The sequence below is a fragment of the uncultured Parabacteroides sp. genome (genome assembly GCF_905196875.1).
GTDB lineage: Bacteria > Bacteroidota > Bacteroidia > Bacteroidales > Tannerellaceae > Parabacteroides.
Window position 1 is genome coordinate 36,466 of sequence record NZ_CAJJWO010000028.1, and the last position, 17,808, is coordinate 54,273.

Annotated in this window: 15 protein-coding genes; 12 read left to right on the forward strand and 3 right to left on the reverse strand. The window is 44.1% G+C overall.

Features of this window, described 5'->3' with window-relative positions; translation table 11 throughout:
• Nucleotides 1-12 precede the first annotated feature (12 nt).
• The 8 genes from QZ076_RS11210 to QZ076_RS11245 all read left to right on the forward strand — a co-directional run bounded on the left by QZ076_RS11210 (nt 13) and on the right by QZ076_RS11245 (nt 10,138).
• Nucleotides 13-801: a DNA-binding domain-containing protein gene (locus QZ076_RS11210; protein WP_293713402.1), complete on the forward strand. Its 789-nt coding sequence runs from the start codon at nt 13-15 to the stop codon at nt 799-801.
• A gap of 187 nt (nt 802-988) precedes the next feature.
• Nucleotides 989-2,578: a DUF4906 domain-containing protein gene (locus QZ076_RS11215; protein ID WP_293713403.1), complete on the forward strand. Its 1,590-nt coding sequence runs from the start codon at nt 989-991 to the stop codon at nt 2,576-2,578.
• Nucleotides 2,579-2,623: 45 nt separating this feature from the next.
• Nucleotides 2,624-2,929 carry an HU family DNA-binding protein gene (locus QZ076_RS11220; protein ID WP_293713404.1) on the forward strand — a complete coding sequence of 102 codons (306 nt, stop codon included), beginning with the start codon at nt 2,624-2,626 and terminating at the stop codon, nt 2,927-2,929.
• 489 nt (nt 2,930-3,418) lie between these two features.
• The gene (locus QZ076_RS11225; protein ID WP_293713405.1) at nt 3,419-5,539 is read left to right on the forward strand and encodes a KamA family protein; all 2,121 of its coding nucleotides are present in this window, start codon (nt 3,419-3,421) and stop codon (nt 5,537-5,539) included.
• A gap of 35 nt (nt 5,540-5,574) precedes the next feature.
• Nucleotides 5,575-6,120, forward strand: coding sequence for a DUF2148 domain-containing protein (locus QZ076_RS11230; RefSeq protein ID WP_293713406.1), 546 nt, complete (start codon nt 5,575-5,577; stop codon nt 6,118-6,120).
• A 35-nt stretch (nt 6,121-6,155) separates the two neighbouring features.
• Nucleotides 6,156-7,112, forward strand: coding sequence for a hypothetical protein (locus QZ076_RS11235; RefSeq protein ID WP_293713407.1), 957 nt, complete (start codon nt 6,156-6,158; stop codon nt 7,110-7,112).
• A 34-nt stretch (nt 7,113-7,146) separates the two neighbouring features.
• Nucleotides 7,147-8,520: a DNA repair protein RadA gene (gene radA / locus QZ076_RS11240; RefSeq protein ID WP_293713408.1), complete on the forward strand. Its 1,374-nt coding sequence runs from the start codon at nt 7,147-7,149 to the stop codon at nt 8,518-8,520.
• A gap of 31 nt (nt 8,521-8,551) precedes the next feature.
• Nucleotides 8,552-10,138, forward strand: a complete 1,587-nt coding sequence (locus QZ076_RS11245) for an FAD-dependent protein (protein WP_293713409.1) — start codon at nt 8,552-8,554, stop codon at nt 10,136-10,138.
• Here QZ076_RS11245 and QZ076_RS11250 read toward each other — a convergent pair.
• Together QZ076_RS11250 and QZ076_RS11255 are read right to left on the reverse strand one after the other, a co-directional pair.
• The gene (locus tag QZ076_RS11250; RefSeq protein ID WP_293713410.1) at nt 10,083-10,493 is read right to left on the reverse strand and encodes a hypothetical protein; all 411 of its coding nucleotides are present in this window, start codon (nt 10,491-10,493) and stop codon (nt 10,083-10,085) included. The genes QZ076_RS11245 and QZ076_RS11250 overlap by 56 nt on opposite strands.
• A gap of 12 nt (nt 10,494-10,505) precedes the next feature.
• Nucleotides 10,506-11,315 carry a peptidylprolyl isomerase gene (locus QZ076_RS11255; protein ID WP_293713411.1) on the reverse strand — a complete coding sequence of 270 codons (810 nt, stop codon included), beginning with the start codon at nt 11,313-11,315 and terminating at the stop codon, nt 10,506-10,508.
• Nucleotides 11,316-11,428: 113 nt separating this feature from the next.
• Between QZ076_RS11255 and QZ076_RS11260 the strand changes: the two genes are divergently transcribed.
• Nucleotides 11,429-13,105 carry a putative transporter gene (locus QZ076_RS11260; protein ID WP_293713412.1) on the forward strand — a complete coding sequence of 559 codons (1,677 nt, stop codon included), beginning with the start codon at nt 11,429-11,431 and terminating at the stop codon, nt 13,103-13,105.
• Between the two features lie 58 nt (nt 13,106-13,163).
• On the opposite strand, the gene QZ076_RS11265 is transcribed toward QZ076_RS11260, so the two are convergent.
• A complete protein-coding gene (locus tag QZ076_RS11265) occupies nt 13,164-14,708 on the reverse strand; it encodes a ClC family H(+)/Cl(-) exchange transporter (protein WP_293713413.1) in 1,545 nt (514 codons plus the stop codon).
• 129 nt (nt 14,709-14,837) lie between these two features.
• Here QZ076_RS11265 and QZ076_RS11270 point away from each other — a divergent pair, with 129 nt between their 5' ends.
• The 3 genes from QZ076_RS11270 to QZ076_RS11280 all read left to right on the forward strand — a co-directional run bounded on the left by QZ076_RS11270 (nt 14,838) and on the right by QZ076_RS11280 (nt 17,804).
• Nucleotides 14,838-15,755, forward strand: a complete 918-nt coding sequence (locus QZ076_RS11270) for a ThuA domain-containing protein (RefSeq protein ID WP_293713414.1) — start codon at nt 14,838-14,840, stop codon at nt 15,753-15,755.
• A 221-nt stretch (nt 15,756-15,976) separates the two neighbouring features.
• Nucleotides 15,977-16,966 carry a site-specific integrase gene (locus tag QZ076_RS11275; RefSeq protein ID WP_293713415.1) on the forward strand — a complete coding sequence of 330 codons (990 nt, stop codon included), beginning with the start codon at nt 15,977-15,979 and terminating at the stop codon, nt 16,964-16,966.
• Between the two features lie 247 nt (nt 16,967-17,213).
• Entirely contained in the window at nt 17,214-17,804 is a 591-nt protein-coding gene (locus QZ076_RS11280) for a DUF3575 domain-containing protein (protein WP_293713416.1), read from the forward strand.
• Nucleotides 17,805-17,808: the final 4 nt, after the last annotated feature.

Consider the following 17,808-nt stretch of genomic DNA (forward strand, 5'->3'; position numbering starts at 1 on the left):
AATCATAGTAACATGGCAGACATAAAAACAAATTATGTATGGTCGTTCGATCTCGTAGAGAATGTGATGACCAAAGATGTCAAAGAAGATTACGTTGCTTCGGTGCGCACGAAAAAGTCGATGACGATTGATGATATCGCCAATTCGATAGCCGCCGAACGAACGGAATACCGTATCGACACCATAAAAAATATCAGCAATCTGATTGACGAGAAGATCCGCCAACTGGTTTGCGACGGAAATACGGTGGTGACCGGTACGGCGCAATACGCCCCCTCTATCCCCGGTGTTTTCATTGGCGATAGCGGGCTGATCGACCCCAACGTAAATAAATGTGCGGTCAACATCACCCCGGCGCAGCTTATGCGTGCGGAGGTAGCGAAGGTTGAACCGAAGTTCTCCGGTACCGTCCGCCGTATGGGTGGTGCCCGAATCTCTCTGGTGCTCGACGTGGCCACCGGCAAAACCGACGGCACGATCACACCGGGCGGCATGCTCGACGTGACAGGCACAAAAATCCGCTCTATCGGTGCCGGCGGTACGGGACTGGGCACCGTGAAACTTTTGAAGACAGACGACCCGACAAAAGAATTTGTCTTCACCCAATTGGGTATCAACGACCCTAGCCGCCTGATGTTCACCCTGCCGGCCGACTTGGCCGATGGCGAATATCAGTTGATCGTCGAAACCTGGTTCAGCTCGGCCAGCACCGTGCTGAAAGAGAAACGCACACTGGTGTACCCGTTGCCTCTGGTAGTGGGTGAAAGCGGCGGTGAAGACGACCGTCCGGTCATCGAGTAACTTTTAGTAGCATTTGTGCAGGTATCCTGCGCCGTCTGCTGCATGGTATCTGCGCGCCTCGGCGCATGCGATCAGCTTCGAGGCGCACATGTCATATGCGTCGAAGCACGCAGGTCGTCTGCGCAAAAACAAGTCTTATTCCGTTTCCGGCATGCCGCGAGGGCATAAAATAAAAAAGGAACGAAATATGAAACGAAACTTTCAATATCTGGTTACTGCGTTACTGATTTACCTGATGACTTGCCTGACGGCAAGTTGTACGGATATGGATAATGTAGTAGTCGATTCCGATGAAGAAGCTGTCTGCAATTTTAAACTGTCACTTAATGCTCCTATATCGGTAGAGACACGGGCTGTAAATGAAGATAAAATAAATGAAATCTGGGTTGTACAATTGGTAAGTGATGGTACGGCAGCCCTGGTTCCACCGGTACATATTTCTCCGGGAACGGATAATAATATCGCAATAAATCTAAAGCTCCAGGAGTGTAAAATCTATTTCTTTATCAATACCGGCGATGATGCTTTGTTTGATACGTCTGCTGCATTGAGCTCTTTTACTCAAAGTTCAGTAGAAGCTACATCCCTCTCTTATTCTTCGAATTGGGAAACAAAATTGAATAGCAGCGGCATTCCCATGAGTGGTTATTGGGAAGGGACACCCAATCCGGCTACGGCTATTCCGGTGGAACTAACCCGTGCAATAGCGATAGTGACCGTCGACGTACCAACTAGCACTATTCCTTCGGGCGATGTTTTCAGCCTCAGCAGCATACAGCTGAAAAATATTCCCGGTACGGTGCAACTGTACAGGGCTAATCCTACAGGAAGTACATCGCCTGCTGCCAGCACCAGTTTTAGCGATTACGCAGTTACAACTGCAACCAGTAATACATGGTATATGCCTGAAAATTCCCGGGGTACAGGTTCCGGACGTTATGAGACAGAAAAAACGGCTGCGGCAGTTACCGATGGCAGCAAAGCTACCTTTGTCGAAATAAAAGGTACATATAACGGCTTTGCCGTAACTTATAGTATCTATCTGGGTGAGAACACGATAAATAATTATAATGTACTCCGCAACAAAAAATACAATGTAACGATTAATTTGAAAGGTAAAAATTCAGCAGATGCGCGTATCGATGTCGAAGAAAATCGTTTGGCCTGGGGCGATATACTTTGTATTGACGGTAGTCAGAATTTGTATACGGTGAAACCGGATAAATATAATAGTGCGGTAAATAAAAATGCGGTAGGCGTTGTTTTCTATGTGGGGCAAGGTCCGGATGACAGTCCCGGTTATTATCCAGGGAAAGGTATTTCGTCAATTCGTGGGTATGCAGTAGCTCTGAATAATGTATCTGAAGATGATACACAATGGGGGATATACGGTCAATTTGACGGTCTTACATCAGGCAGTGAAACAGATTTTCAAGGGTACAATAATACAATTAAGATGAAAAGTAAGAATTACGATGTTTTCAATAAGGCCATTAATTATAGTGTGTCTTTACCTTCGTCAGGTAACAGTGGATGGTATTTACCATCTTGTGGACAGTTAAGATATATGAATGATAGTCACTCTGAAGATAGTTCCAGTAGATCAATGCTAAACACTTACATAAATAAGGCTGGAGGAAACAACTTCTATGGTGAGTATTGGTCAAGTACAGAACAGCTAGCTCAAAATGCTTATGAAATAATAACTTATTATGGTAGTCATGGTGGGCTTAGTAAATCGTACAGATGTAGCGTGCGCTCAGTTCTAACCTTTTAATCGTCAATTATTACCTGACGAAATAATAAATAGAAAACAAACTATATGAACAAAAACGACCTAATCAACGAGTTGGCAGCCAAGCTGGACATCACCCGCACTGCCTCAAAGAAATATCTGGAAGCCTTTGAAGAAACCCTCGGCGAAGCATTAGAGGAAGGAGAACCTGTCATGTTGCAGGGCTTCGGCACTTTCACCCTCTGGAAACAGACAGGAAGGCCTGCCCGCAACCCGAAAACCGGAGCTCCTTGCATGATAGCCCCGCGTAACAGCGTTAAGTTCAAGCCGGGGAAAGGGTTACTGAAACGGTTGAACCGGGAGGAGGCCATTGTTGTGGATATTGGAAAATAGGATAATAAAATAGATATGAATAACAAATACAAAAAAAGTCTACTTTCACAAGTAGACTTTTCTAATTCTTATAATGACCAATACCTTAACCTTAAACGAGAGGCCTTAGCCTCAAATATTACTTTGTGACAAATATATATATACTTTTTGATAAATGCAAGCGCGATAGCTTTTTTTTCAAGACGTATGTAAAAAATGATAATGACTGGTTTCTACTGGAACAGGTGAATATGAAGTTGAAATGTAATTGAATAGTAAAAGAAATGTCATTTTGATCCTGCTCTGTTATAAATTAGAATGTTTTTGAAATAAATATTCGTTGCTTTTCAATGAAAAATGCTATATTTGTGGACAAGTGTAAAAGTCTAAGCTTCTTCATCTGTTGTTTGTGATTCGGGAATGAACTATCCTTGTGTAATGTAATCCGTCTGTCTGAATAAGCGATCTGAGACTTTATTTATTCCAATCTATTAAAAAGCAGTGATGTTTATGATTAAAAGAAAAGAACTAACGTACGACAATTCTTATTTACTAAAAGTATTTAACAGAGACTTTCCTCATTTGGTAGTAATGGCGGAAGAGAGCCGGAGCATAAAATTGTTCAGGGAGGCTTTACGATCGTTCGTGTCTTCCAAAATAAAAATAAATGAAGGAGGTGGTAATATGGGAAATGCCGTCGCGAAGCGTATTTTACTTTTAATAGAATATGATGGTTCTCCGATCGATGAATTATCGACAGGACAGGAACTGTCTATACAAACGATTACCTATTTGTGGCAATTACTGGGAGGTAAGCTTACGGATGAGGTGTCTCCCGATCTGTTTATCGATCTTTACCATCAGTTCAAACTTCTGGAGCATCCGGAAACAGTTGAAACAGACCGTTCACTCGTAAAACGGCAAATGAATCGCTGGCCGACAGGGCTGGATGAAGAGGTTATTACTATTCGTGAGGAAAATAAAGATCGTATTATAAAACGATTGATCCGTAAGATAGAACGCCGTACGGCTCCTTCATCCCGCTATCAGTTTGCTCCGGAAATGAGTTATGAAGATAAATATAAGCAGGTACAGGAATGGTGGAACATAAGCCGTTTCCATTTATCGATGGCAATCAAAAGTCCGACGGAACTGAATTATTTTTTGGGAGAATCTCTCTCCGTAGAATTGATGGATTTGTTACTGCGTGCCAAAAAGAAGGGGATGCCATTCTTTGTGACTCCTTATTATCTTTCTTTGTTGAATCCGGGAACAGATGGGTATGATGATAAGACGATCCGTTCGTATGTTCTCTATTCGAATGAACTCGTAGATACTTATGGTAATATAAAAGCCTGGGAGAAAGAGGATATCGTAGAAGCAGGCAAACCGAATGCCGCCGGTTGGCTTTTGCCGGAAGGACATAATATTCATCGTCGTTATCCAGAGGTGGCCATTCTGATCCCCGACTCGATGGGACGGGCTTGTGGCGGTCTGTGCGCATCTTGTCAGCGTATGTATGATTTCCAGAGCGAACGGCTGAACTTCGATTTTGAAGCTTTAAAGCCGAAAGAGACCTGGGATAAGAAGCTTCGCCGGTTGATGCATTATTTTGAGGAAGATGCCCAGTTACGGGATATTCTGATCACCGGTGGCGATGCTTTGATGAGTCAGAATGCGACTTTACGTAAAATATTGGAAGCTGTATATAAGATGGCTGTTCGTAAGCGGAAAGCAAACGAGGACCGGCCGGAAGGTGAAAAACTGGCCGAGTTGCAACGGGTTCGTTTAGGATCGCGTCTGCTGGCTTATCTGCCGTTGCGTATTACCGACGAACTGGTGGCAATATTGAAAGAGTTTAAGGAAAAGGCTTCGGCTGTCGGCGTTTCGCAATTTATTATCCAGACACACTTCCAGTCTCCACTGGAAGTTACGCCGGAGGCTAAGCGGGCTATCAAGGCCATACTGGATGCCGGATGGGTCATTACAAATCAACTGGTATATACGGTTGCTGCTTCCCGTCGCGGGCATACGGCTAAACTGCGGCAGACACTTAACTCTGTCGGGGTGATTTGCTATTATACATTCTCTGTCAAGGGATTTAATGAAAATTACGCCGTGTTCACTCCCAATAGCCGTTCACTTCAGGAGCAATATGAAGAGAAGATCTTTGGCAGAGTACCGGAAGATAAGCTGGCGGAACTGGATGATATCGTAACCAATAAACGTCCTTTGGGAAAGAAACTTATCAATTTCCTAAAAGAAAACCACCTGCTGTTTGCTGCAACCGACCGTAGTGTGCTGAATCTGCCGGCCATAGGCAAGAGCATGACCTTTAAAACTGTCGGACTTACTTCGGAAGGAAAGCGTATCCTTAAGTTCGACCATGATACCGGACGACGCCACAGTCCGATCATTAATAAAATGGGAGAGGTTTATATTGTCGAGAATAAATCGGTTGCAGCCTATCTTCGTCAGTTGGAAGAGATGGGAGAGGATGTAAAAGAATATCGTAGCATCTGGAATTATTGCGAAGGAGTAACCGAACCGCGTTTCAGTTTGTACGAATATCCCGATTACCCGTTTTCCATCACAGAAAAGATGACAAATCTTGAACTCGAAAACGAGTAAAAGTGTATCTTTGTTCCTGCTAAACCAATAAAGAAATGATACAAAACGAAAGAGAAATACGACACGAACATGTGTTAAATGCTGTCCGTCAGATGATGACTGCTGCCCGGACAGCTCCGAAAGGGAAAGGAATCGACATTATAGAAATGGCTATGGTGACCGGCGAAGATATCCGATTGCTGTCTGAAGAGATGCTGAAAGTAGCTTCCGAAACCGGATTAAAGTTTTTCCTGCGTGATGCGGATAATATTCTGAGTGCCGAAGCAGTTGTGATACTCGGCACACGTCAGCAGACGCAGGGCTTGAATTGTGCACATTGCGGATATGATACTTGTGTTGAGAAGCCGGCTGAAGTTCCGTGTGCCATTAATTCGGTGGATTTGGGAATTGCTATCGGTTCCGCTTGCGCTACTGCTTCCGATCTGCGTCTGGATACCCGTGTGATGTTCAGTGCCGGTTTGGCTGCTCAACGTCTGGGATGGTTGGGAGAAGAAAGTAAATGCGTGATGGCTATCCCTGTCAGCGCCTCTTCTAAAAATCCGTTCTTTGATCGTAAACCGAAAGAACAACCTGTAAAGTAATTAGCTGGATTTTGGATAAATAACATGATGACTCTATGATAAAGTTTGCAAACAAACTTGAACTTCGTTATTCTTTTAACGATAAGTCCGGCTATATGGACGCTATGATCAAACACCGGTGTGAAAAGGAAATACTTTCCATGATCCGTGTACTGGCTGATATGTTGGATGTGAAGATGACAGCCCACTGCGAACCTGTTCTACAGGAAGGTGGATACAAGGTTGTATGGCCAATAGCCGGCGAAAGTTCCCGCGCTATCTCCATTGTATTGAATATATTGATGCAGGTTCTGTCGCGTCCGACTCTGTCGGTAGGAGGACAGCCCATTGCTGACCGGACGAATGCCGATGAGGAGAATATGCAAAAGGAAATAGCACTTTTGAAACGCTCTCTCAAACTGAAAGATCCGGGTGCCCGGATTCCTCATGAACTGATAGAATTGCTGTCTTCATGGCCTAAGTTCAGTAAGTGTAAATCCAATTTTTATGAAGCGTTGAGAGGATATCCTAAAGTGACAAAAATAAATGTACGCGAACTGAACGGAAATAACGGCAGTCGTTCCGGTTCTCTGGAAGTAAAACGCGAGCAGTTCGATTACTTCATCCTGCGTTCGGACGATCTGCCTACCGTCAAGGATAATAAAGCGACGATAGAAATTATTTCGCCGGTACTGAAAGACAGCCGTTACCGTTGGAAAGGTATCTATAATAAAGGAGGCGAGACGATCGACTTTTATATGTGCGACGAAGATTTCAAGAAACAGATGTTCGACGAAAAAATCTCTTTCACCAGCGGCATGTGTATCGACTGTGTACTGGAGATTGCGCGTAAGTTAAGTGAACTGGGCGAAACGATCAATGTCAGCTATACGGTGACTACTGTGGTTCGTACCCGTTTCGATAAACTTGAAATCGTTACCCCGCAAGGCAAGCGCCACCTGCGCAAGCTGGAAGCGGAGAAGAAACAACTTACACTCGACTTATTTGGCTAACTTTTCCTATCTTTACGCCAAATCTTAAAGATATATGGCTAAGACAAAAACAGTATATGTCTGCTCCAATTGCGGAGCAGACTCTCCTAAATGGGTGGGTAAATGTCCTAATTGCGGCGAATGGAACACGTATGTAGAAGAAATCGTCGCCACCAAAGAGCCCTCGGCAAAACGTATTATCCCCGGCATAACTGACAATGAAAAAGTTCGTCCGGTCTTGTTGCGCGACATCACCTCCGAAGAAGAATCCCGTATCGATCTGAAAGATGAGGAGCTGAACCGTGTCCTCGGCGGCGGTCTGGTGAAAGGCTCGCTGGTGCTGATCGGGGGCGAACCGGGTATCGGTAAGTCTACTTTGGTACTTCAAACCGTTTTGGGTTTGAACGGGCTGAAGACGTTATACGTGTCCGGTGAAGAAAGCAGCCGCCAGCTTAAACTGCGTGCCGACCGTTTGGCCCACGAAAATCCCGACTGTTTTATCCTGTGTGAAACAAATCTCGAACAGATATTTGTGCAGGCCCGAAACGTGCAGCCGGATTTGATGATTATCGACTCTATCCAGACTATTTATACCGAGATGGTGGAGTCGTCTCCGGGCAGCGTCTCCCAGGTGCGCGAATGTAGTGCGGCTATCCTGAAATATGCCAAAGAAAGCGGCGTGCCTGTTTTGTTGATCGGCCATATTAATAAGGAAGGAAGCATTGCCGGCCCTAAGGTGTTGGAGCATATTGTCGACACGGTGCTTCAGTTTGAAGGCGATCAGCATTATATGTACCGTATTCTGCGCAGTATCAAGAACCGCTTTGGTAGCACGGCGGAACTGGGTATCTATGAAATGCGCCAGAATGGTTTACGTGAAGTAAGTAATCCCTCTGAATTATTATTGACCCAGAATCATGAAGGATTGAGTGGGGTGACTATTGCCGCAGCGATTGAAGGAGTCCGTCCTTTCCTTATCGAAACCCAGGCTTTGGTAAGCTCGGCCGTTTATGGTACGCCGCAACGTAGCGCAACGGGGTTCGATTTACGACGGATGAATATGTTGCTGGCCGTTCTTGAGAAACGTGCCGGATTCAAGCTGGTACAGAAGGATGTGTTCCTGAATATAGCCGGAGGGTTAAAAGTAAACGACCCGGCTATCGACCTGGCGGTTATCAGTGCCGTACTCTCATCGAGTCTCGATATCAGCATCGAGCAAGGTGTATGTATGTGTGGCGAAGTCGGTCTGTCGGGAGAAATCCGTCCGGTCAACCGTATCGAACAGCGTATCCTTGAAGCCGAGAAGTTGGGCTTTTCACGCATAATCATTCCTCATAATAACCTGAAAGGTTTCGATACGGCTAAATGTAAAATACAGATTATACAGGTGAAGAAAGTGGAAGAGGCTTTCCGGCATTTGTTCGGATAATCGTTTTCTCTTTATAACAAGCAAATAAATAATGATACAAGAATTACAACTCCGTATTCTGCCGGAAGAAGCAGTCAATGAGCAATCCCTGAAACAAGTCGTTGCACGGGAAACCGGTTCCCTTCTCAAAGATATACAAGCTGTACGGTTATTGAAACGTTCGATCGATGCCCGTCAGCGTACGATTTTTGTGAATGTTAAACTGCGCATATTTATCAATGAGCAGCCGGAAGAGGCAGAATACCAGTCGGTGGAATATAAAGATGTGTCGGGCGGTAAGCAGGTGGTTGTGGTAGGTGCCGGTCCCGGAGGATTGTTTGCTGCTTTGCGTCTGATTGAACTAGGTTTGCGCCCTGTTATCATAGAACGTGGTAAGAATGTACGCGATCGTAAGAAGGATATTGCGTTGATCAGTCGTGAGCATGTCGTGAACAGTGAATCGAATTACAGTTTCGGTGAAGGTGGTGCCGGAGCTTATTCAGATGGTAAATTATATACCCGCAGTAAGAAACGCGGTTCAGTGGATAAGATTCTGAATGTTTTTTGTCAGCATGGTGCCAGCACCTCGATCCTGGCAGATGCCCATCCGCATATCGGAACAGATAAACTGCCCCGTGTGATAGAAAATATCCGTGAGCAGATCATCCGTTGTGGCGGTGAAGTTCATTTCGAAACCCGTATGGATACTCTGATCCTGAAAGACAATGAAGTTGTCGGTATTGAAACCAATACAGGAAAGACCTTTCTTGGCCCGGTTATCCTGGCTACTGGTCATTCGGCCCGTGATGTCTATCGATATCTTTATGAGCAAAAGATTCCAATCGAAGCTAAAGGAATTGCCGTAGGTGTTCGTTTGGAGCATCCGCAGGAGTTGATCGATCAGATTCAGTATCACCGTAGAGAGGGGAGAGGAAAGTATCTTCCGGCTGCCGAATATAGCTTTGTTACGCAGGCTAGCGGAAGAGGTGTGTATTCTTTCTGTATGTGTCCTGGTGGGTTTGTCGTACCGGCGGCAAGCGGTCCGAAGCAAGTGGTTGTAAACGGTATGTCTCCGTCTAACCGAGGTTCACGCTGGTCGAATTCCGGAATGGTGGTCGAGATCCGACCTGAAGATTATCCGGAGTTGATGAAGCATGAAGAAATGAAAGTCCCGGCCGATTCTCCTTTAGCTTTGATGGCTTTTCAGGAGCGGTTGGAAGAAGTCTGCTGGCTGAACGGGGGCATGAAACAGACAGCACCCGCTCAACGCATGAATGACTTTGTAACGAAGAAAAACTCGTTCGACCTGCCTGAGTCTTCTTATACACCGGGGCTGCTGGCTTCCCCGCTTCATTTTTGGATGCCTGAGTTTGTTACCGGCCGCCTGCGTGACGGCTTCCGTCACTTCGGAAAAACTTCCCAAGGCTTTCTGACTAACGAAGCCCTGATGATAGGCGTAGAAACCCGCACGTCTTCTCCGGTCCGCATTCTTCGGGATCGCGATACCTATCAGCATATCACCCTGAAAGGACTTTTTCCTTGCGGTGAAGGAGCCGGTTATGCCGGAGGGATTGTTTCTGCGGCTATTGATGGTGAACGCTGTGCAGAAGGTGTTGCTGAATATCATTCAGTAAGTTGATCCTTTCCAGTGAGAAAGTTGTATCGTGAGCTTGCAGATATTCTAATAACTCCTTTGCACGAAGAAGCATTTCACGTTGATCTTTAGGTTGTTGTTGAAGGCCGTCTTCGATCAAGGTTTTGATCGCTATTTCAAGACGCAGTATGCCGCTTTTCTCTTCATTGTCGAGGAAACGAAGTATATCGTCGGGGGCCGTTGTCATCAGGAAATCCGAAGTCAGTTTCAGATTCTCGTAAACGGTTTGTATCAGCTCCGGGTTCTTACCGGCTGCATTGTTATTACGGTTGAAGATTACCTGGGCGATCATTTTGCCCAGTTCTTCTATCTGTACCATGATCAAATCTCTTTTTAGCATAATGGATGGGGTTTATTCTACAGTTACACTTATAATTCTTATATCTTTTTTAGGACGGTCATACTGATCTTTTGGCTGGTTGGCAATCGTATCCAATACATCGAAACCTTCCGTCACTTCACCGAAAATCGTATAAATACCATCTAAATGGTGACAGCCACCGGTTGTCGTATAGGCTTTCCGCTGTTCGTCGCTAAAAATCAAATGTCCGGGAGTGGCCAGTATTATGGAATCGATCTTTGCGTTGATCGTGATGATACGTTTGTTGTATTCCCGTTTGTTGCTTTGTTTCAGCATTTTCAGCTCTACGGCTTCCGGACGGTAAAATTCGTCGAGTGCCTTTTTGCGGATATTCTGATTTGCGATCAACTCCAGTGTATCCAACTCTCCGTTGCGGTATACTTTTCCCTGCACGATAAAGAACTGCGACATATCCGACTTCTTTTGTGGATTGACGTCATCGTTTTGGCGGGGAGCAGCCAAAGCTCCTTTTTTATGGAAATATTTACTGTTCAGTTCCGGTAGTATCTCGGCAGACGAGTCGCCGAAACCACAACGAGCACCCGGAGGAGCTGTTTTCGAGTCGGGAGCACCTCCCTGTATCATAAATTCTTTGATGACACGGGTAAAAAGCGTACCATTGAATTCACCCTGTCGTGCCCGATTGATGAAAGTACGGACATGATTGGGGACATCATCATATAGCTGGGCCTTCATCGTCCCCACATTCGTTTGGATTGTTACTGTTTTTCCTTCACTTTGCGCATGGAGGGTACCCAATGCAGTGAACAATACTAAAATCAGGTTATATATCTTATTCATGCATGCTATTTTTATTTCTCGGGTAAAGATACAGTTTATGTTGTTAAACACAAACTAAATGGTTACCTTTGCCAACTTTATTAAAGAGTGACAAGGTTTTTTAATATTAGAATATGAATTGGATCAATGATTTATTATGGGGAGAAGGCATTGGCCACTCCATCCTGTTGTTGTCGTTTGTGATAGCGGCCGGAATTCAATTGGGTAAAATTAAGGTGTTTGGCGTGTCGTTAGGCATCACACTGGTTTTGTTTGTGGGGATCGTTCTCGGACATTTCGGTTTTACGATCAACCACAATGTAATTCACTTTTTTAAAGAGTTCGGTCTCATCCTGTTTGTTTACTCTGTGGGTATGCAGGTGGGACCCGGTTTCTTCTCGTCATTCAGGAAAGGAGGAATAACGCTGAACTTGCTGGCTTGCGGAATTGTGTTCCTGGGAGTAGTAACTGCTATTATCCTGCATTACACAACCGGTATTCCAATGCCCACAATGGTTGGTATTTTGTCGGGAGCGGTGACGAATACACCGGGTCTGGGTGCTGCTCAACAGGCATATTCTGATATGTATGGTACAGCTGATAATACAATTGCACTGGGATATGCGGTTGCTTATCCGTTGGGTGTGATCGGTATTATTCTTTCGATTATGTTTATCCGTTATGTATTCCGTGTGAACTTCGATAAGGAGAGTGAACAACTGAACAATGAGGATTCTTCCCATGCCAATGAGGCTAAACCTATTTCCCTGGTGGTTAAAAATCCGGCGATATTTGGAAAAACAGTAGGGGAGTTGTCCAGTTTGCTGGAACATCGTGATTTCGTTATATCCCGTATCTGGCATGACAGCAACAAACAGATTGAAATAGCTTCTGCTAATGCCATTTTGCATGAGAACGATAAAGTATTCGTAATTACAACCGAACAGGATGCCGATACCATCAAGACTTTTGTCGGTGAAGTCATCGATATGGAACGCAAACAGTGGATTCGTATGGAAAGCCAGTTCATCAACCGTCGTATCCTGGTTACAAAACCGGAGTTGAACGGAAAACGTCTCGGACAATTGAAGCTACGTCAGTTATATGGCATCAATATAACTCGTATCAACCGTGCCGGCGTCGATCTGGTCGCTACTCCGCACCTGACACTGCAAGTCGGCGACCGTGTAAATGTAGTAGGTACCGAGACTGCTGTCACAAATGTAGAAAAGGTATTAGGTAACTCAATGAAACGTTTGAACGAGCCGAACCTGATCACGATCTTTATCGGTATTGCGCTGGGTATTGTGTTGGGAAGTATACCTATTACATTCCCGGGTATTCCTCAACCGGTAAAATTGGGATTGGCCGGTGGACCTCTGATTGTGGCTATCCTGATCAGCCGATTCGGTTATAAATATAAGCTGATAACTTATACGACTCAGAGTGCAAACCTGATGTTACGTGAGATAGGTATTACGTTGTTCCTTGCCTGTGTCGGTATCAGTGCCGGTGATGGCTTTGTCGATACGATTGTCAACAACGGAGGTTTTGCCTGGATTGGTTACGGTTTCATCATAACGACGGTTCCTTTGTTGATTATCGGATGTATAGGTCGTTATTTCTGTAAGGTGAATTACTTTACATTAATGGGTCTGATTGCCGGTAGTACAACCGATCCGCCTGCACTGGCCTATTCGAATGCAACAGCCGGAAATGATGCTCCTTCCGTGGGGTATGCAACTGTCTATCCATTGACAATGTTCCTGCGTGTATTGACGGCACAGTTATTGATATTGTTCTTTGCCTGATTAAGGATAAATAATAAGATAATAAGGTGTTTGAATAGCTTTCAGACACCTTTTTTATTTAATAGATATTTGCCATACTAACTAATGGCTCATACAGTTTTTCGATATCCTGGGCATCTATTTCGAGGGTTAGCTGGTCGCCGGGTAAGATAGTTTGACCGGTAGGGGGAAAGTCTTTGCGGTCGCGATGGATATTTATAATGATGCAGTTGTTGGGCAGATGCAGGGTATCGATCTCTTTACCGTCGAAGTAAGAACCTGTCATGACTTCTACATCCAACTTGAGCCGTTTTTCTTCCTGAAAGAAAGGGTTTTTGATCATCTCTTCGTAAAACATCACATTAAACGGTTTTATCTCTAATAGCTCAGTGAAGTAGTAAGTCAGTCCCCCAACGACGATCGAAGGGTAGAATACTTCAAAATGCCCGGTGATTTCCGTTATCAGGATAATAGCAGTAATAGGGGTACGGACAACAGCCACCAGGAAAGCGGCCATCCCGACCAGCATCACATAACTGACGTTCTCGGGAGCGATAATTCCATGTTGAACCAATAAGAGCGCACATATCTTTCCAAGCAAACCACCGGTAACAAGTGTCGGGATAAAACTCCCTCCGGGTAACCCAGAAGAAAACGAATAAACAGTAAACACCATATGCAATAACATCATGCTGGTAATCCAAAGTATGTTTTGTGTTCCTCCGAGTACCTGTTCCATCAGGAATTGTTCTCCGCCACCTGTCAGATCCGTCAAAGTAAGGGAGATTGTGTATGCCATGATCAGCAAGCCAAGCAGTTTGATATATTCCGGTTGTTTTATGGCAGGATACAGTCTTTTGACATATAGCATCAACAGTGAATAAAATTTTCCGAAAATGGAAACAACCACGGCAAACAACAGGAACAGTTTTATTTGTAAAGAGAAGGTCAGGTCAGGAGCCACTGCCTGTATCTCATGATAAGGATTGATCGGGAATATCATATTGGCAATACCACCGGCAACTACTCCGGCCAGGATCGTGGTAATAGCTGTCTTGGGAGCATCGAAACGTTCGATCGACTCGATAACCAGTGTCGTTGCTGCCAGTGGAGCGGCAAAAGCGGCTGCCAGCCCCGCACCGGCGCCTGCTGCCAATAATTGTTTACGTTCACCACTCAGGATATGTCCCCATTTACCGACCAGGTCGCCTATGTAAGAACCCATTTGCACGGATGGCCCTTCGCGCCCCATTGAAAGGCCGCTGCTTAATGTCAGTACTCCGCCTACAAACTTCGCGAGTAATTGTCGTAATGAGTGTGTATACACTATTCTGCCATTGATAGCTCCCCGTGTTTGCGAGATACCTCCGCCGCTGATGAACGGCCAGCGTTTTACCAGTTTCGAAACGAATATAAGGACCGCCCAGAATACAAAAAATGAGATAATATACAGATACCAGGGAGGGGAGGACTCGAAAAACTCTTTCCGGTAGTTATAGAACAGCTGCAATAAATAATGATAAGGAACTGCTACCAGGCCGGTAAGCAATCCTACGATGAGGCTCACAAAATAGAGCCTGGCATCCACTAGTTTCAGCTTTAATATCCTCCAGTTTACCTTCATAAGCTCGATAAAAACAAGCCTGGTTCGGCTTTGGTTCTGACCTCCAACCAAATAATTGTCAATTGTCAATTGTCGACTGTCAATTTTTACTACATTTGCCCTTACAAATCTTTAAACCATATTAATACCATGAGACATTTATTTTTAGGAAAACTGTTTATTGTGTTGGTTTCCATGTTGTGTGTGTGCTCGGTGTCAGCCAGGAAACCTATCAAAACTTTATTAATAACAGGGCAGAATAACCATAACTGGCAGGTCAGCCATGTGGTGTTAAAACAGATACTGGAAAATTCCGGTCGTTTCTCAGTCGATTTCGCGATTTCTCCCTCACAGGGAAAAGACATGTCGAGTTTTGTACTCGATTTTACTCCTTATGAGTTAGTTGTACTCGATTATAATGGTGATTCCTGGCCGGAGGAAACAAACAAACGTTTCCTCGAGTATGTACAAGGTGGCGGCGGCGTAGTGATCTATCATGCCGCTGATAATGCTTTTTCTAAATGGCCGGAGTTCAATAAGATCTGTGCTTTGGGAGGTTGGGAAAACCGTAATGAAAATGCCGGTCCTTATGTATACTGGCAGGATGGCAAACTGGTCAAAGACAGTTCTGCCGGTCCCGGAGGCTCACATGGCAGCCAGCATGAATATGTTTTGAATGGACGTGATAAAGTGCATCCGATCGTCAAAGGCTTACCTCTGAAATGGCGTCATACAAAGGATGAATTATATGACCGTATGCGTGGTCCGGGTAATATCGACGCTCTCCTGTACACCTCTTATTCAGATAAGGAAACAGGCGGATCCGGTCGCGAAGAACCGCTGATCTTCACTGTCGATTATGGCAATGCCCGCATCTTCCATACGATGCTTGGACATGCCGGTGAGACAGTTGAAAATAGTACAGCTATGCAATGTACGGGTTTCCAGGTTTTACTGTTGCGTGGTGCTGAATGGGCGGCAACCGGAAAGGTGACTCAGAAAGTGCCGAAAGACTTCCCTACAGAAACCCAATGTTCGTATAGGAAAGATTATAAAGAACAGAAATAATAGTACTTTTTTATATTAATGGATAAGACGACTCGAAAGGTCGTCTTATTTTTTTGTGTTATTATTTCTCCTTGCCATATTATTCAAACTCTGCATTATTTATTGAGGTTATGTGACAGGGGAAAGGCTTTTATTTTCTTTGCTTTTCATAACTTTTGCTGTATTGACTTATTGGGGAAAAGTACGTATTCTTGGATCATTATAATAACTATATGACATAGATGGCAAAAAATCAAACAGCAAATCTGTTTTTAGCAGATGTATTTGAAGATCAGATCGATTATCTTGGTAAAAGTAAAAGTCAATTTACGGTCGATAACTATCGGAACGTTTATCGTTCCGTTTGTGATTTTGTGGGAAAAAAAGCAGATAAGCTCAAAGTAAGTGATATAACAGACTTATGGCTTAATGCTTATGTTATGCACATGCAGAAAAGCGGCAATTTATCGTTAGCTAGTGTCGATAACTATTGTCGTATACTACGTGCTGTTTACAATAAAGCGGTGAAGACGTATTCGATACCTGTCGGTCCCAATCATCCTTTTACGAATATTCGTATACCTGTTCCCGCCACTTTGAAACGCTCATTAGAGAAAAAGGCTGTTTTAGACATAATCAGTCTTGATCTTTCCGGGAAGAAAGAGCTTTGTAAAGCGCGCGACCTGTTTATGTTTCTGTTTTATGCGCGAGGTATGTGTTTTGTGGATGTGTTTAGTCTGCGTTATGACTCCATAAGCGGCGAGTATATTTGTTACAAAAGAAGTAAGACCTCGGCACCATTACAGGTGAAAATTGTACCTGAAATGAAAATGATCATGGATCGTTATCGTGAGTCAGATAATCCCTATATTTTCCCGTTTTTACGAAGGAACTCGTATGGAGGGAAAGATATTTCAGAAAAAAGTTCGCTGAGGCGTATCAACCGACAGTTGGGTAAAATAGGAGAAATGCTGGGGGTGAAGCTCACTACATATGTGGCACGGCATAGTTGGGCATCGTTGATCGAAGAATGTGGAATGAGTATCGCTATTATCAGTCAGGGAATGGGGCATGGCTCGGAACGAGTCACGAAAACTTACATGAGAGGAATGCCTTCACGTGTGATTGATAATGCTAATGAAGAGATGTTAAACAGATTGATAAGAAAAAAATCAACAGAAGATAAAAAAAAATGTCCCCTTCTTAGTAAGAATGAGACATCTGCTGGTTGATTTTTTTGAGCCTTTATTATTCAAAGGCTATCTGTCTGCAAATGTACATGTTATTATTTAATAAACAAATAAAAGATATGAAAAAGTAACCTTAAATTAAATCTTATCAGAAGAAAAACGCCTGTCTAAAAATACTATTCTATTTAATAACTCATCTTTAATCCGTTGTAATTCAACAAGTATCCGGTCTTCATTTAAAGATGTCTCATTCTTACTAAGAATGAGACATGTACATAGGGTAGAAGATATGAAAAGAACGGAATTAAAAACGAAAATCAGGGTAAATATCTTGCTGATCTCTTTGTTGCTGCAATTGTCGGCTGCCGTAGCGCATAGCCAACAAATTGGGGCCAAGACGAATACGCTCTGGTGGCTAACGACAACACCGAACCTGGGTGTAGAGGTGGCAATAAGTAAAAAGCTGACTCTTAGTGCAGATGGCAACTATAATGCCTGGACTTTCTTTTCTGACGGTATGAGCCTGCGCCATTGGTTGGTGCAACCCGAACTTCGTTACTGGCCTTGCAAGAGTTTTGAAGGACACTTCTTTGGTGTACATGCGCATTACGGACGCTATAACATCGGGCAAATCCCTTTCCTTCCTGATCTGGATACTTATACTTATCGTGGTGAACTTTATGGTGGCGGAATTTCTTATGGTTATCACTTCGCTATCGGTCGGCGTTGGGGATTGGAGCTTTCTGCCGGTGCGGGATATACTTATCTGGAATATAATAAATATGTATGTGCGGAATGTGCTGAACTGATGGGGCGTTACAAACGACATTTTTTTGGCCCGACACGTCTTTCCGTTTCTTTCATATATATAATACATTAAAGAT

What these genes read in the sequence shown, in the direction of transcription:
- QZ076_RS11210 (WP_293713402.1), top strand. Translation starts at nt 13, where the DNA reads ATGGCAGACATAAAAACAAATTATGTATGGTCGTTCGATCTCGTAGAG.
- QZ076_RS11215 (WP_293713403.1), top strand. Translation starts at nt 989, where the DNA reads ATGAAACGAAACTTTCAATATCTGGTTACTGCGTTACTGATTTACCTG.
- QZ076_RS11220 (WP_293713404.1), top strand. Translation starts at nt 2,624, where the DNA reads ATGAACAAAAACGACCTAATCAACGAGTTGGCAGCCAAGCTGGACATC.
- QZ076_RS11225 (WP_293713405.1), top strand. Translation starts at nt 3,419, where the DNA reads ATGATTAAAAGAAAAGAACTAACGTACGACAATTCTTATTTACTAAAA.
- QZ076_RS11230 (WP_293713406.1), top strand. Translation starts at nt 5,575, where the DNA reads ATGATACAAAACGAAAGAGAAATACGACACGAACATGTGTTAAATGCT.
- QZ076_RS11235 (WP_293713407.1), top strand. Translation starts at nt 6,156, where the DNA reads ATGATAAAGTTTGCAAACAAACTTGAACTTCGTTATTCTTTTAACGAT.
- radA (WP_293713408.1), top strand. Translation starts at nt 7,147, where the DNA reads ATGGCTAAGACAAAAACAGTATATGTCTGCTCCAATTGCGGAGCAGAC.
- QZ076_RS11245 (WP_293713409.1), top strand. Translation starts at nt 8,552, where the DNA reads ATGATACAAGAATTACAACTCCGTATTCTGCCGGAAGAAGCAGTCAAT.
- QZ076_RS11250 (WP_293713410.1), bottom strand. Translation starts at nt 10,493, where the DNA reads ATGCTAAAAAGAGATTTGATCATGGTACAGATAGAAGAACTGGGCAAA.
- QZ076_RS11255 (WP_293713411.1), bottom strand. Translation starts at nt 11,315, where the DNA reads ATGAATAAGATATATAACCTGATTTTAGTATTGTTCACTGCATTGGGT.
- QZ076_RS11260 (WP_293713412.1), top strand. Translation starts at nt 11,429, where the DNA reads ATGAATTGGATCAATGATTTATTATGGGGAGAAGGCATTGGCCACTCC.
- QZ076_RS11265 (WP_293713413.1), bottom strand. Translation starts at nt 14,708, where the DNA reads ATGAAGGTAAACTGGAGGATATTAAAGCTGAAACTAGTGGATGCCAGG.
- QZ076_RS11270 (WP_293713414.1), top strand. Translation starts at nt 14,838, where the DNA reads ATGAGACATTTATTTTTAGGAAAACTGTTTATTGTGTTGGTTTCCATG.
- QZ076_RS11275 (WP_293713415.1), top strand. Translation starts at nt 15,977, where the DNA reads ATGGCAAAAAATCAAACAGCAAATCTGTTTTTAGCAGATGTATTTGAA.
- QZ076_RS11280 (WP_293713416.1), top strand. Translation starts at nt 17,214, where the DNA reads ATGAAAAGAACGGAATTAAAAACGAAAATCAGGGTAAATATCTTGCTG.